The following is a 14,781-nucleotide window of genomic DNA, read 5'->3' on the forward strand; positions in this document are numbered from 1 at the left end:
TATTACCCGGTTCATTGGCCATGCTGATGATTTGCTTATGGTTATTTTTCACCGCATTTAATATTCTTGAAGCCAGCTTGCCTTCGATGATGTCCAAACTCAGTCCGATTAAAAATAAGGGCACCGCGATGGGCATCTATTCCAGCGCGCAATTTATTGGTGCTTTTCTGGGCGGTATATTGGGTGGTGTTATATATAGTTTCGGTGATATCAGTTGGATCTTCTGGTCAGCGGGGCTCATTAGTGCAGGTTGGTTAATTATGATGTTGCCGATGCAAGCGCCAAAACATTACAGTAGTCGCATTGTTCCATTAAACGAAGTCACCGCCGAGACTGCTGATGAATTTGTAGAACGGCTGAATGCTATTAAGGGCGTGGTTGAAATCGTAATTGTGCTGGAAGAGAGAATTGCGTACGTGAAGTTTCTCGCCGATGATATCGATTTGCACGAGCTCGAAGCGTGTCTGATTTATGCGTAAAATGAACAAAAATTTGAATTAGTAAAGGAATTCACCATGTCAGTAAACAAAGTTATTCTGGTTGGCAGACTCGGGGTTGATCCTGAAAGCCGGGCTTTTCCTAATGGTGGTTCGATCTGTAATTTGCGGATTGCGACCTCAGAAAGCTGGCGTGACAAACAAACCGGTGAGCGCCAGGAACGTACCGAATGGCATCGTGTCGTGTTACGCAATAAACTGGGTGAAATCGCTCAGCAATATCTGCGTAAAGGCTCACAAGTCTATATTGAAGGCCGTATTCAGACACGTAAATGGCAAAACCAGCAAGGCCAGGATCAATACACCACCGAAATCGTTGGCAATGAAATGACCATGCTGGACAGCAAAGGTGCTGGTGGCGGCGGAAGTAACGATAATCAGGACTACAACCAGAATCGTCCTTCTCAACCGGCAGCGAAAAGTAACTACAACAACCCACAACCTGCTTCAGCATCTGCGGGTCCGGATTATGGTTCAGGCGGCGAAGCGGATTATTACGATGATGATATTCCGTTTTAAAAAGCCCTTTAGCGCTTAAATGTGAACAATTGAAAATGAGCCCCTGTTATCAGGGGCTTTTTTTTTCATTATCGACTGCAATGGCGATAAATGATGCGCCATGATCGGGCAATTACATTTTAAATGCACAAATTCGGTGCGTAAAAATAAAGCCACCACAACCTTAAAAACCTTAAGACTATTGATTTTTATAGATATTTCAGGCCTCCGGAAAACTGGCCTGAATGATGCTTTGATAGGGATAGCGTGTTAGAGGTGTTTTTATCACACCAAAAGAACAGCAATAGGGTCTCTAGGGTTCCGGTTATGTAAATAACGTCTGGACCGAGAGTGACCGACCTTCACAGCGAAGGTTACACGGAGGGATAAAAGCCCGGGAGATTGTTTGAATAAAACATCTCTTTCACCGTGTTCTTAACCTAAGCTGTGAGGTACTACCAAAATGAAGCGCACTTTTTACCGCATCGGCAGCGTTTTGCTGCTTTCACTCTCTTTTATTATTTCCCCATTAGCAGCACACGCTGAAACCAAAGATAAATTTAGTATTGCCTGGACAATTTATGCCGGCTGGATGCCATGGGATTACGCTGATAATGCAGGCATCGTTAAAAAGTGGGCTGATAAATACGATATCGAAATAGATGTCGTGCAGATCAACGATTACATCGAATCTATTAATCAATATACCGCTGGCCAGTTTGATGGGTGCACCATGACCAATATGGATGCCCTGACCATTCCTGCTGCGGGTGGTGTGGATAGTACAGCTTTAATCATCGGTGACTTTTCCAACGGCAATGATGGCATCGTGCTGAAAGGCGCAGATAAAAAGCTTGCCGATATTAAAGGTCAACGGGTCAATCTGGTCGAATTATCCGTTTCGCATTACTTGTTAGCGCGTGCTTTGGATAGCGTAGAGATGAGTGAACGCGATGTAACCGTGGTCAACACTTCTGATGCCGATCTGGTAGGAGTATTTAATGCATCGGATGTCACCTCCACAGTCACCTGGAATCCATTACTGTCAGAAATCACCGCTATTCCTGATACCACCAAGGTATTTGATTCCTCCGACATCCCGGGCGAAATCATCGACCTGTTAGTAGTTAACACTGAAACGCTAGAAGCTAATCCGGCTTTTGGTAAAGCGTTAACCGGCGCCTGGTATGAAATCATGGCCAAAATGCAAGCAGGTGATGAAGAAGCCTTGACCATGATGGCTGAAGCATCAGGAACCGATCTCGCAGGCTATCAAGCACAGCTGGATGCAACCAACATGTTCTACACAGCCGCCGAAGCAGTCAGTTTTGCCAACAGCGCTCAGCTGCAAGCTACGATGAAACACATTACTGACTTCTCATTTGACCATGGTTTGTTAGGCGATGGTGCGATGGATGCTGATTTTATTGGAATTGCCTACCCTAACGGTGACGTGGCAGGCGATAAAAATAATGTCAAACTCAGATTTGATTCCAGCTTCATGAAAATGGCCGCGGATAACGCCCTTTAAGTTAAGTAACACAGGGAGTTTCTCGTGAAGAGACTGATCAATCAACGTCCAGGTACTCTAGGAAAATGCCTGCTGGGTCTATTGCCATTCGTTGTTATTGGGATTGTTTATTTTTACTTTTCCAGTGAACGTCTGGCGATTAACCCGAATGATAAATTGATGCCGTCAATGCAGTCTTTTATCGATGCGGTGTCTTATCTGGCATTCGAGCCCAACAAGCGTACCGGTGATTATGTATTGTGGGCGGATACGGCTGCCAGTCTGCAAAGGCTGGCACTCGGCGTCGGCATCAGTGCTTTGACCGGTCTGATTATTGGCATTCTGGTCGGCATTATTCCATTGATCAGAGCTGGAATAGCACCGGTGATAACCATCATTTCACTGGTGCCACCTTTAGCGATTTTGCCGATATTGTTCATTATCTTCGGTCTGGGTGAACTCTCCAAAGTGATGCTGATTGTGCTCGGCATCACGCCCTTTCTGATTCGGGATGTACAGCTCAGGGTGATGGCATTACCGCATGAAATCATCATTAAAGCTCAGACATTGGGCGCCAACAGCTGGCAATTGATTCTGCGGGTAGTGTTACCTCAGGTGTTACCCAAGTTGATTGATGCGGTTCGTTTGAGTCTGGGCTCAGCCTGGTTATTTCTCATTGCAGCAGAAGCCATTTCAGCCACCGAAGGGCTGGGATACCGGATTTTTCTGGTTCGACGTTATATGTCGATGGACATCATTTTGCCTTATGTGGTGTGGATCACCTTGTTGGCCTTTTTGATGGATTACCTGCTGAGACGCCTGTCAAAAGGCGTTTTTCCCTGGCATGCGAATGAGCAGGGAGAAAGCAAATGAACGATATCAAGATCAAAAATCTATGGAAGGAATACGGCGACAATATCGTGCTGGAAAATATCAATCTTGATGTCAAAGCCGGCGAATTTGTCACGCTGGTTGGTGCATCAGGTTGTGGCAAAACCACCTTCCTGAAAATGCTGCTGGGCACTGAGCAACCCACTCGAGGTGAATTGCTGTTAAACGGTAAACCAATAGCCAATGAACCGGGTGCTGATCGCGGTATTGTGTTTCAGAAATACTCGGTATTTTCCCACCTTAACGTCGTCGAAAACGTGATGCTGGGTGAGGAACTGAAGGAATCTCCCCTACTGGGTCGCTGCTTTGGCAAAAAACGTCAGGCTATTCGTGAACGAGCGATTGCTTTGCTGGAAAAGGTCGGTCTAGACCACGCTTTAACCAAATATCCCAGCGAATTATCAGGGGGTATGCAACAACGCCTGGCAATTGCTCAGGCCTTAATTAAACAGCCACAAATTCTGTTACTGGATGAACCCTTCGGTGCACTGGATCCCGGTATTCGATCCGATATGCATGAGTTGATTCTGGATATCTGGCGCGAGACCAATATCACGATTTTTATGATCACCCATGATCTCTCCGAAGGTTTCTCCCTAGGCACCCAACTGCTGGTCTTTGATAAACAGCGCCATGATCCTGATCAGCCAAACCGTTATGGAGCATCGATCACCTATGACATACCGGTAGGACGTTCCAAAAAACAAATCAACAAAGATTTTCAAGAGACGTTGATGACACAACAGGCTATAAATAATGACTGAAATTACCCAAGACAAAGATGTTTTATATCAAGACACACTTCCAGGTGGAGCTCATTGGTCAATGCTGATGCGAAAAGGCACCACCCTGCGGCTGATTGACCAGGAAGGTGGTGCCAATGTCGGCATGTTGTTTTACAACCCGGAGAATATGCTGGAACGCTACAACGCTCCCGACACCTTGAAATGTCAGCACACCTTCAAACTTACCAAGGGCCACTGTCTCTATTCCGATATGGGCCGCATTTTTTGCTCAATCACTGAAGATACACTGGGCTGGCACGATACCGTTGGCGGCAATCTGACCAATGCTACGTTGGAGGCTAAATGGGGCGTCAAAAATTACCAACAGTTTCGTAATGATTGGACCATCAGTGGCGAACAGGCCTTTTTAGTCGAATTGGCCAAATATGGTCTGAATAAACGCGATATGGCAGCCAATCTGAATTTGTTTAGCAGTATCAAAACAGATGATCTTGGCAATCTGACCTATGTCGAAAACCACAGTAAAGCCGGTGATTATGTAGATCTGCGCTTTGAAATGGATACCCTGGTGCTGTTCCACACCTGCCCACACCCGATGAACACGGCAGCGACCTATCCGAAAAACCCCGTTATCTATCAAATTCGTAATGCTGCCGCCGTCACTGAAGACGATCTGTGCCTGAATGCCTGTGCCGAAAACCAACGTGGTTTTGCAAACAATCGTCTCTATCACCTGTGTGCACATCATTAACGAAAAAGGACAAACAGATCGTGATTAAAGAAAGTCATTTGAATATTAATCAGGCAGTCCGTTACGAAGAGGTACTGGCTGGTGATTACTGGATGCAACCTCTGCTGAAAAACCAGACCTTACGGATTGTGGATTTACACGGCAATCAGGCAGCAGATACGCTGTTCTACAGTGTTGCTGATCCTGCTGAACGCTACAGCGCGATTGATACCATTCGTGAACAGAAAAACGTTTACCTGACTGCCGGCACCACGTTGTTGACCAATATGGGAAATCCCATGTTAACCATTACCGCCGACACCTGCGGTCGTCACGATACGTTAGGCGGTGCCTGTGCTACGGAATCCAACACCGTGCGTTACGCACTGGAGAAGAAAACCATGCATGCCTGCCGTGACAGCTGGATGTTGGCGGTTGCGGAAAACGAACAGTTCGGCATCAGCAAACGCGATATCACGCACAACATCAATTTTTTTATGAATGTACCGGTCACCGAACAAGGTGGATTGACCTTTGCAGACGGTATTTCCGAAGCCGGTAAATACGTTGAAATGCAGGCTCAAATGGATGTCATTGTGTTGATTTCTAATTGTCCTCAGCTTAATAACCCTTGTAATGCCTACAACCCGACACCGATAGGCCTATACATCTGGGATTGATAATACAAACAGCAATAACGTGTTTTGAGACGACTTGAAACACGCCGGTTTTTCAGTGGGACGACCCACACCTTGAGATGATGAAACCATGTTCAAGAAGATTTTAATTGCCAACCGCGGGGCTATTGCCACCAGAATCATTCGCACCCTCCAGCAAATGGGTATTCAGGCTGTTGCCATCTATGCAGAAGCGGACCGTGACTCTTTGCATGTCAGTACTGCTGATGAAGCCTTTTCGCTTGGAGAAGGCCGCGCTGCAGACACTTATCTGAATCAGCAACGCATTCTCGAAATTGCCAGAGAAATCGGCGCAGAAGCAATTCATCCCGGTTATGGTTTTTTAAGTGAAAACCCCGACTTTGCCCGGCTTTGTGAAGCCAATAATCTGGTTTTTCTGGGCCCCACACCGGAGCAGATGGAAGCCTTTGGTCTGAAACACAGTGCCAGAGCACTGGCTCAGCAAAACGATGTTCCGTTATTGCCCGGCTCAGAATTACTCGCGGATATTGAACAGGCGATCACAACTGCTCAGATCGTAGGTTATCCGGTAATGCTTAAATCCACCGCCGGTGGTGGCGGTATCGGCATGAGCCGTTGTGATAACGAAGCTGAGCTGAAAAACGCCTTTAATTCGGTTAAACGACTCGGCGCTAATAATTTTTCCAATGATGGCGTGTTTATCGAAAAATTTATCACCCAGGCGCGACATATCGAAGTGCAGATTATCGGCGATGGTCAGGGACATGTTCTGGCACTGGGCGATCGGGACTGTTCCAGTCAACGGCGTAATCAGAAAGTGATTGAAGAAGCGCCAGCGCCGAATATTCCCGACAACGTTCGTCAGTCTATGCACGAGGTTGCCGTCCGGTTAATGGCAGCTGTTAATTATCGCAGCGCCGGTACCGTGGAATTTGTCTACGATGCCCAGACACATGACTTTTATTTTCTGGAGGTAAATACCCGGCTGCAGGTTGAGCACGGTGTTACCGAGGCTATTTATCAGGTGGATCTGGTTCGCTGGATGATTGAGGTCGGAGCGCAGGAAAGCACATTGCCTCTCAAAGCACCCAAACCTCATGGTCATGCCATACAAGTAAGGTTGTATGCCGAAGATCCATTCAAAAAATTCCAGCCGTCTGCTGGCTTGTTAACGGAGGTTATTTTTCCTCAACTGCCGGATTTACGTATCGATCACTGGATTAAACCCGGTATCGAGATCTCGCCTTTTTTTGATCCGATGCTGGCTAAAGTGATCAGCTTTGCAGAAACACGCGAAACGGCGCATGAGAAACTGCTCACAGCACTGAAACAAATCAGCATCTACGGTATTGAAACCAATACCGACTATCTCAGCCATATTTTGAATGATGCCGCCTTTTTATCCGCCAGCATCACCACTCGGTATCTGGACAGTTTTGTTTATCAGCCCAATACCTTCAGTGTTATATCGCCAGGCACCATGACCACAGTGCAGGATTATCCCGGTCGGCAAGGCTATTGGGATATCGGCATTCCGCCTTCTGGCCCGTATGACAACTGGTCGTTCCGGTTGGGTAATCGTCTGCTTGGTAACACGGAAGACTGTGCTGGATTGGAAATCACGCTGAGCGGCCCGGAACTGGTATTTAACTGCAGCAGCCAAATTATCATTACTGGTGCCACCATTGAGACCAAACTCAATGGCGAGCCGATTGATTGCTGGCAAATATACTCTGTCACTAGCGGCGACAAACTTACACTGGGTCAAATCAAAGCCGCCGGTACGCGGTCTTATCTGCTGGTGGCTGGTGGCATTCAATGCCCGAATTATCTAGGCTCCCGCTCCACCTTTACCCTGGGTCAATTTGGCGGCCATGTCGGTCGAACGTTAAAAACTGGTGATGTTCTTCATTTATCAGATGAAACCTCTCAAGTTGATTTAACAACAACGCCTGCCGAATTAATTCCGCAAATAACCACTCACTGGGAGATTAAGGTTATTTACGGCCCGCATGGCGCGCCGGATTTCTTCACCGAAAAGGATATCGAAACGTTTTTTGCCGCTGACTGGAAAATTCACTATAACTCCAGCCGCACCGGTATCAGACTGATTGGACCACGTCCGGAATGGGCTCGAAATACCGGCGGCGAAGCAGGCTTACACCCGTCCAATATTCATGATAATGCCTATGCGGTGGGCACCATTGATTTCACTGGTGATATGCCGATTATTCTCGGCCCCGATGGTCCGTCGTTGGGTGGCTTTGTCTGTCCGGCCACGGTAATCACCGCAGAACTATGGAAAATAGGCCAATTAAAAGCCGGCGATACCGTGCGGTTTATTCCAGTGTCGATAGAAACCGCCAGAGCCATGGAACGGGCTCAGCTGGAATCGCTGAGCAATTTGACGCAACAATCTGTTGAGGTCGTCCCCACAGAAATTGGCTCGCCCATCTATGACACGCTGAATTCGCCAGAGACTGGTATAGATGTCTGCTACCGGTTGGCTGGCGATCATTATCTGCTGGTCGAATATGGCGAACTGAAACTGGATATCAATCTGCGCTTTAAGGTACATGCGTTGATGTTGTGGTTACAGGATCAAAATATCCAAGGATTACGGGAGCTTACACCCGGTATTCGTTCGCTGCAGATCCACTACAATGGTCTGCAAATTTCCCTGGAAACTCTGGTTGGTATTCTCAAAAAAGCTGAACAGGAAATCAGCAATATCGAAGAAATGGACGTGCCTGCACGTATCGTGCATTTACCCATTTCCTGGAATGACGAAGCCTGTCAGCAAGCTATTCAGAAGTATATGCAAGGGGTACGTCATAACGCTCCCTGGTGTCCGGATAATATTGAGTTTATTCGTCGTATAAACGGACTTAGCTCGGTCGATGAAGTGAAGCGTATTGTGTTTGAGGCCAGTTATCTGGTGATGGGCCTGGGCGATGTCTATCTGGGCGCGCCAGTCGCAACGCCACTGGACCCCAGACACCGTCTGGTCACCACCAAATATAACCCTGCCCGGACCTGGACGGCTGAAAACTCTGTAGGTATCGGCGGTTCCTATCTGTGCGTTTATGGCATGGAAGGACCGGGTGGCTATCAGTTTATCGGCCGGACCCTGCAGATGTGGAATCGTTATCTGCAAACCACTGAATTCACTAAACCCTGGTTGTTACGTTTTTTCGATCAAATCAAGTTTTATGAAGTTACTCATGATGAACTGGTACAGATCCGTCGTGATTTTCCACAGGGCAATTACCCGCTGAAGATTGAAGAAACCACCTTCAATCTCAAACGCTATAACCAGTTTATTGAGCAACATAAAGAGTCGATTGACAGCTTTACCCGCCAGCGTGAACTCGCCTTTGAACAGGAGCTGGAACACTGGAAACGCGAGGGTCTTTTACATTTTGATAGTGGCAATGAACCGCAGATCATCGATGAGGAAAGTGCACCTTTGCCAGAAAATGCGATTTCCGTTGATAGCCCGCTCAATTGCAGCGTCTGGAAAGTGGAAGTAGAAATCGGCTCGTCTGTACAAGAAGGCGATGTATTGATGATCCTTGAAGCGATGAAAATGGAAATCCAGATAACAGCGACTCAAGCCGGTACCGTCACAGAAATTAAACGACAGGCCGGCGCGCAGGTCGGTATGGGTGATCGACTGGTCGTTATTTCCGGGGAGGCAGAATAATGGATATGACCATTGATGCCATCCATCAGGCTTATCGTGATGGCAAGCTGTCTCCACATAAACTGATTGATGAGGTACTGAAACGCGCTACCACCTATGCTGATCGAAATATCTGGATAACCCTGTTATCTCGCGAAGCCATTCAGCCTTATCTGGATAATTTAATCGGCCAATCACCTGATAAATTGCCGTTGTACGGAATTCCGTTTGCGATAAAGGACAATATTGAATTGGCTGGTGTGGATGTCACAGCTGGTTGTGAAGCCTATCGCTACACAGCAGAGCAATCCGCTCATGTGGTGGAATTACTGATTAATGCCGGGGCGATTCCGATTGGCAAAACCAATATGGATCAATTTGCCACCGGGCTCGTTGGTGTGCGTTCACCGGATAAATGGGGAGCCTGTCATAACAGTTTTGATCCAGAGTATATTTCCGGTGGTTCCAGTTCAGGTTCTGCCGTCGCGGTCGCACTGGGGCTGGTGAGTTTTTCTTTAGGCACCGACACTGCTGGTTCAGGTCGGGTACCGGCTGCATTCAATAACCTGATTGGTTTGAAACCGTCGCGAGGTTTGCTCAGTAATCACGGTGTGGTGCCTGCCTGTAAAAGTCTGGATTGTGTTTCCATTTTCAGTTTGACTACAGATGATGCAAATCGGGTATTTGAAGCGGCTGCTGCGTTTGATTCCAAGGATGATTACTCCCGACACAATAAAGATACCAACCGAAAAAATTATGGCCAACTTGCAACTGATAGCTTTAACTTTGCCATTCCGCAGGCTGGACAATTAGCATTTTTTGGCGATCAGGAAACTGAACAAGGCTTTTATAACACGGTTGAAACACTGAAAAAACTTGGCGGCACCTGTCATGAAATTGATTTTGAGCCGTTTCTGACGGCGGCCAGATTATTATACGAAGGCCCGTGGGTGGCAGAACGGCGAATTGCCACTGCTAATGTGAAACGTGAGGATATGCTGCCGGTTTTACAACAAATTCTCGATAGTAATAATACCGCTTCAGCCGAGGATCTGTTTAGTGCTGAATACCAACTACAGCACTGCAAACAGCAGGTCACTCCGGTACTGGAAAACTTTGATTTTATTCTGACCCCTACCGCCGGCAAGATTTACAAAATCAAAGAGGTGCAGGCAGAGCCAATTAAACTTAATAGCCAGCTGGGTTACTACACCAACTTTATGAACCTGCTCGATTGCAGCGCGGTTGCCGTTCCGGCAGGTTTCAACGCAAACGGGTTACCTTTTGGTGTGACACTGTTTTCCAGAGCCTTCAGTGATACCCGCTTATTATCTTATGCTAATCGATTGCAACAAACATTGAAATTACCGCTGGGAGCAACCTCGTTGCCGCTTGCTGAGTCTCATGCGTTAAACGCCGGGGTGATGGACCGGATACAGGTCGTTGTCTGTGGAGCGCATCTAGAAGGACAACCGCTTAACTGGCAATTGCGGGAGCGCGGCGGCAAATTAATACGCGCCACACAAACCAGTTCAGATTACCGGCTTTATGCACTTCCCGGCGGTCCACCAGCTCGGCCTGGACTGGTCAGAGATGAACAACATGGTGAAGCGATTGAAGTTGAATTATGGGAATTATCTACTGCCAGCTTTGGATCGTTTGTCGCTGGGATCCCTGCCCCATTAGGTATTGGTAAGGTCCAACTGGACGATCAGCAATGGTACACGGGCTTTATCTGTGAGCCGTATGCTATCACCAACGCTAGCGATATCAGTCATCTTAAAGGCTGGCAGGCTTACGTTCAGCAGCAATAAACAGCTTCATTTTTAAACCAAACTGAGCCGGAATCAATCCGGCTTGGCTTTCCTGTAACAAAAAACTGGCCACTATTTTAACGGCCATCGACTATTCCATTGATTCCCACCCGTAACAGTGGGAGTATGTTGGCTCGCCTTTTTTATCATTAGAAGTCTATGAACAAAATCCAATACACCACGATTCGCCCATTAAGAACCTTAAATCTGCTATCTCAGGAAGAAATCCAACGCATCAGCAATACCAGCGAAGATTTGCATCGATTGTTTCGCGATTGCGCTTTGGCGATTTTAAATACCGACAGTCATCAGGATGATGCCGAGCAGATCTTTCATACCTATGCGGATTTTGATATCAATCTGGTGCCGCAATCACGTGGTGTAGTGCTGGAAATCAAAAATGCTCCTGCACAGTCTTTTGTTGACGATAAAATCATTCGCGGTATTCAGGAGCATTTATCCTCGGCGCTGCGCGATATTATCTATACCGATTTCAAAATTCTTGCCCGGCAAACGTCACCAACCTCAGAACAGATTACCGATAGTGTATTTATGATTCTGCGTAACGCAGATGCCATCAAGCCCAATATGACACCGAATCTGGTGGTGTGCTGGGGTGGTCATTCGATACCACGGGAAGAATATGATTACGCCAAACATGTGGGTTACGAACTGGGTTTAAGAAGTCTCGACATCATTACCGGTTGCGGTATTGGCGCAATGAAAGGCCCGATGAAAGGTGCGGCGGTGGGACATGCCAAGCAACAATTCAAAAACGGTCGTTATATTGGCATCAGTGAGCCCGGCATTATTGCTTCAGAATCACCTAATGCGATTGTTAATGAACTGGTAATCATGCCGGATATTGAAAAACGGCTGGAAGCATTTGTCCGTCTCGGCCACAGTTTTATTGTGTTTCCTGGGGGCGTCGGTACGGTCGAGGAAATATTCTACCTGCTGAGTATCCTGCTTCATCCGGAAAACAAACAAGGCATCCCGCTGGTATTTGCCGGCCCAGAATCCTGCCGTGATTATTTCGAGACACTGGATAAATTCCTGCGCCGTTGTCTGGGCGATAAGGTGGCTGAACTATATCAAATTGTCATTGGCGAGCCAGCCACAGTGGGCCAAATCATTCGTGATTCAGTTGATCAGGTACATCTTGCCCGTCGTGAATCGCAGGATGCCTATTATTTCAATTGGCAGCTGCATATCGATCCGATGCTGCAACAGCCATTTATTCCTACCCATGAGAATATGGCATCTTTACGGCTATATCCCGATATGCCAGGTCATGAACTGGCGAGCAATTTACGTTCGGCATTTTCGGGGATTGTTGCCGGTAATGTAAAAGCCTTTGGTATTCGCGAAGTAGCCAAACATGGCCCTTACATCATCAACGGCGATCCGGATTTAATGCGAGCCATCGATGACTTGTTACGTATCTTTGTCCGTGAAAAACGTATGAAACTGGGACAGGACGAAAATGCTTACAAACCGTGTTACAAGCTGCTGGATTAATCCAGCAGTTTAGGGTCTGTTTATCTTTCATCGTCACCACTGCTGGTGTCTATTTTCCATCTTGCAAGGTGTAATTGATAGGGTGTAGGCATTCTCAACCTATGGGATGGACAAATAGGCCCAGCCCTATGGGTTGTGACAGAAAACGCACCACTCTGCGTTGCTCGTCATTTATTTAGAACGGCTAAACTGCACTCCTCGCGCCTTGATTGGTACGTTTTCAGTCCCAACAGAGGCGGCGATGAAAAATAAACAGACCCTCGATAAGCTTTAATCATGCAGATGAAAGACTTTATTCATCACCTGCCATTTGCCATCAATTTTCAATAAATTAAAAAAATCGGTAAAGCGATGACCGGTCCAATTATCTGATTCGAGTCTAACACTGGCTGCTGTGCCAACCACATCGATATGGGTAATTTTGGACTGCATCTCTTTGGCCGGTCCATTTTCATCATTCCAGTCATACAAGCCCTGAATGGGGCCGGCAAATAAATCCGGACCAACATAACCATAAATGGTGGCATCCTGATGAAACGCCGGTTTCATAAGTTCACCACGGCCTGCCACAGCACCATCAATATAATGCTGAATCAGTTTGCTAATGGCCTCGTAATCATCGATTGAAATAGCGCTATTCGACATAATTAACTCCTTGTTGTTAATTCAAGCAGTCAACATAGCATAAACATTTCGGGGAAATTTCCCGCTAAAACCAGCTGTTAGGAAATGATTTTCAGTTGTTTCACGTAAATTAATTCACAGGCATTGGCACCAGTATCATCCCGAGTTAACGAACTGCGCCAGCGCCAGCCATCATCGGCATTCACATTTACCAGATAGCCCTGCAGAGTAATTAATTGTCCCGGACGGATCTGCTTAAGCGTTCTGGCGACTTCATCATTCGCCGCAATCAAATGCATATTGGCGCTTTGGGTTTCAATGTTCCGACGAGGAATCGGAAATGAATCGACCTGCCAGAAATACCAGCGACCGGACTGGCGAATGTTGATCTGTTTAACAACTTCAGGATCCGCCATTTCTCCCCAGCCCAATACCAAATCGGTGGGTGATAAATCAGTTTCACGTCCTAACCAATAATCTTCCCGTGCCAGAACTCTGGCTTCCAGGGTAAATTCAGCCATCGGCTGTATTGCATAGTCATCAAAAGGTATAGGCGGAAGATCTGCTACTTCGGCTTGTAAAGGTGCTTTATCTATGACTTTATCAGGCGCGGCGTAATGGATGGCGTCGGGTGAACAGTAACGCCAGCCAACAAAGATCACCATGATAATGAATAGCCAGCGCCACATAAGCTAATCAGCTAACCATCAATTCGAAAACGGCGGGCAGCCAGGAAGACCAGCAGCAATACTGGTACCCCCATTAAAGCAGTCATCAAAAAGAACTGCTCATAACCAATGCTTTCGACCATCGTCCCGGAATACCCTCCAAGGATTTTCGGCAATAAGGTCATTAATGAACTGAAAATGGCATATTGCACCGCGGTAAACGAGATATTGGTCAGGCTGGATAAAAATGCAATAAAGGCGGCACTCGCCATACCGCCGGACAGATTATCAGCAGAAATCACGATATACAGCATCCAGATATCATTGCCCATTTGGGCAAGCAGCATAAACAACAGATTGGTCAATGCCGATAAAACCGCCCCTAAAAACAGGATGCGCATCACCCCAAAACGTAACGCTAGAATACCGCCAAGAAAACCACCAACAATGGTCATAAACAAACCAAAGGTTTTCACCACCGTGGCAATCTCTGGCTTGGTGAAGCCCATATCCTGATAAAAAATATTGGCCACAACACCCAGCACAATATCGGATATTCGATATAACCCAATCAACGAAAGCAACAACAACGCCATAGATAGGCCGTAGCGTTTGAAGAAATCCTGCACGGGTTCAACATAGCTTCGATGCACAATGCTTTTCTGCGCCCAGCCCATCAAGATCAACACTCTGGCAATAATCACGGCCACCATGGTGGCCAGTACTAAGCGCACTAACTCAACACCAACCGCCGACATAGGGCCATTATTAAAAACGTTAAGTAACTGCAAACGTGCCTGACCAGCCCAGTCGCTGGTAAGATAGAAAGAGGCAATAAATCCGCTTATCGACAACGCAAACGTCAGCATCAAGCCCAGGTAATCGCCATCGCGATCCTCATGAACCTTTTTATTTACTTCCGGTTCAGGGCTTAACAA

At 46.9% G+C, this 14,781-nt stretch carries 13 protein-coding genes and 1 riboswitch; of the genes, 10 read left to right on the plus strand and 3 right to left on the minus strand.

What is annotated here, in order from left to right; all coding sequences use genetic code 11:
- From B3M51_RS08880 to ppnN, 10 genes are all read left to right on the plus strand, one after another.
- The coding region (locus tag B3M51_RS08880; protein WP_292758422.1) for an MFS transporter at window positions 1-479 on the plus strand (479 nt) is incomplete at its 5' end.
- Window positions 480-515: 36 nt separating this feature from the next.
- Complete coding sequence (ssb, locus tag B3M51_RS08885) at window positions 516-1,016, plus strand: single-stranded DNA-binding protein (RefSeq protein WP_292354642.1); 501 nt, start codon at window positions 516-518, stop codon at window positions 1,014-1,016.
- Window positions 1,017-1,297: 281 nt separating this feature from the next.
- Window positions 1,298-1,398, plus strand: a riboswitch (guanidine-I (ykkC/yxkD leader).
- 60 nt (window positions 1,399-1,458) lie between these two features.
- The gene (locus B3M51_RS08890) at window positions 1,459-2,526 is read left to right on the plus strand and encodes a putative urea ABC transporter substrate-binding protein (protein ID WP_292758424.1); all 1,068 of its coding nucleotides are present in this window, start codon (window positions 1,459-1,461) and stop codon (window positions 2,524-2,526) included.
- Between the two features lie 24 nt (window positions 2,527-2,550).
- Complete coding sequence (locus tag B3M51_RS08895; RefSeq protein WP_292758426.1) at window positions 2,551-3,378, plus strand: ABC transporter permease; 828 nt, start codon at window positions 2,551-2,553, stop codon at window positions 3,376-3,378.
- The gene (locus tag B3M51_RS08900; protein ID WP_292478932.1) at window positions 3,375-4,160 is read left to right on the plus strand and encodes an ABC transporter ATP-binding protein; all 786 of its coding nucleotides are present in this window, start codon (window positions 3,375-3,377) and stop codon (window positions 4,158-4,160) included. Before B3M51_RS08895 ends, B3M51_RS08900 begins: the two co-directional genes overlap by 4 nt.
- On the plus strand, window positions 4,153-4,893 hold the full coding sequence (locus B3M51_RS08905; RefSeq protein WP_292758428.1) for an urea amidolyase associated protein UAAP1: 741 nt from the start codon (window positions 4,153-4,155) through the stop codon (window positions 4,891-4,893). Before B3M51_RS08900 ends, B3M51_RS08905 begins: the two co-directional genes overlap by 8 nt.
- 20 nt (window positions 4,894-4,913) lie before the next feature.
- A complete protein-coding gene (locus B3M51_RS08910) occupies window positions 4,914-5,552 on the plus strand; it encodes an urea amidolyase associated protein UAAP2 (protein WP_292758430.1) in 639 nt (212 codons plus the stop codon).
- 88 nt (window positions 5,553-5,640) lie between these two features.
- Window positions 5,641-9,237: an urea carboxylase gene (uca, locus tag B3M51_RS08915; RefSeq protein WP_292758431.1), complete on the plus strand. Its 3,597-nt coding sequence runs from the start codon at window positions 5,641-5,643 to the stop codon at window positions 9,235-9,237.
- Window positions 9,237-11,030: an allophanate hydrolase gene (gene atzF, locus B3M51_RS08920; RefSeq protein WP_292758433.1), complete on the plus strand. Its 1,794-nt coding sequence runs from the start codon at window positions 9,237-9,239 to the stop codon at window positions 11,028-11,030. The genes uca and atzF overlap by 1 nt, the downstream gene beginning before the upstream one ends.
- A gap of 159 nt (window positions 11,031-11,189) precedes the next feature.
- Window positions 11,190-12,551 carry a nucleotide 5'-monophosphate nucleosidase PpnN gene (ppnN, locus tag B3M51_RS08925; protein ID WP_292758435.1) on the plus strand — a complete coding sequence of 454 codons (1,362 nt, stop codon included), beginning with the start codon at window positions 11,190-11,192 and terminating at the stop codon, window positions 12,549-12,551.
- A gap of 270 nt (window positions 12,552-12,821) precedes the next feature.
- Here ppnN and B3M51_RS08930 read toward each other — a convergent pair whose 3' ends face one another.
- The 3 genes from B3M51_RS08930 to B3M51_RS08940 form a co-directional block, all read right to left on the minus strand.
- Window positions 12,822-13,196, minus strand: a complete 375-nt coding sequence (locus B3M51_RS08930) for a nuclear transport factor 2 family protein (protein ID WP_292354625.1) — start codon at window positions 13,194-13,196, stop codon at window positions 12,822-12,824.
- Between the two features lie 77 nt (window positions 13,197-13,273).
- A complete protein-coding gene (locus tag B3M51_RS08935) occupies window positions 13,274-13,840 on the minus strand; it encodes a hypothetical protein (protein WP_292400576.1) in 567 nt (188 codons plus the stop codon).
- A gap of 35 nt (window positions 13,841-13,875) precedes the next feature.
- Window positions 13,876-14,781, minus strand: a 906-nt coding sequence (locus tag B3M51_RS08940) for an MFS transporter (RefSeq protein WP_349676725.1), incomplete at its 5' end; no start/stop codon positions are given.

Source organism: Methylophaga sp. UBA2689 (assembly GCA_002354555.1).
Taxonomy (GTDB): Bacteria; Pseudomonadota; Gammaproteobacteria; order Nitrosococcales; family Methylophagaceae; genus Methylophaga.

Bases quoted from the DNA above. Each gene is read 5' to 3' on its own strand.
- ssb (WP_292354642.1), top strand. From the start codon at position 516: ATGTCAGTAAACAAAGTTATTCTGGTTGGCAGACTCGGGGTTGATCCT.
- B3M51_RS08930 (WP_292354625.1), bottom strand. From the start codon at position 13,196: ATGTCGAATAGCGCTATTTCAATCGATGATTACGAGGCCATTAGCAAA.
- B3M51_RS08890 (WP_292758424.1), top strand. From the start codon at position 1,459: ATGAAGCGCACTTTTTACCGCATCGGCAGCGTTTTGCTGCTTTCACTC.
- ppnN (WP_292758435.1), top strand. From the start codon at position 11,190: ATGAACAAAATCCAATACACCACGATTCGCCCATTAAGAACCTTAAAT.
- B3M51_RS08905 (WP_292758428.1), top strand. From the start codon at position 4,153: ATGACTGAAATTACCCAAGACAAAGATGTTTTATATCAAGACACACTT.
- uca (WP_292758431.1), top strand. From the start codon at position 5,641: ATGTTCAAGAAGATTTTAATTGCCAACCGCGGGGCTATTGCCACCAGA.
- atzF (WP_292758433.1), top strand. From the start codon at position 9,237: ATGGATATGACCATTGATGCCATCCATCAGGCTTATCGTGATGGCAAG.
- B3M51_RS08935 (WP_292400576.1), bottom strand. From the start codon at position 13,840: ATGGTGATCTTTGTTGGCTGGCGTTACTGTTCACCCGACGCCATCCAT.
- B3M51_RS08900 (WP_292478932.1), top strand. From the start codon at position 3,375: ATGAACGATATCAAGATCAAAAATCTATGGAAGGAATACGGCGACAAT.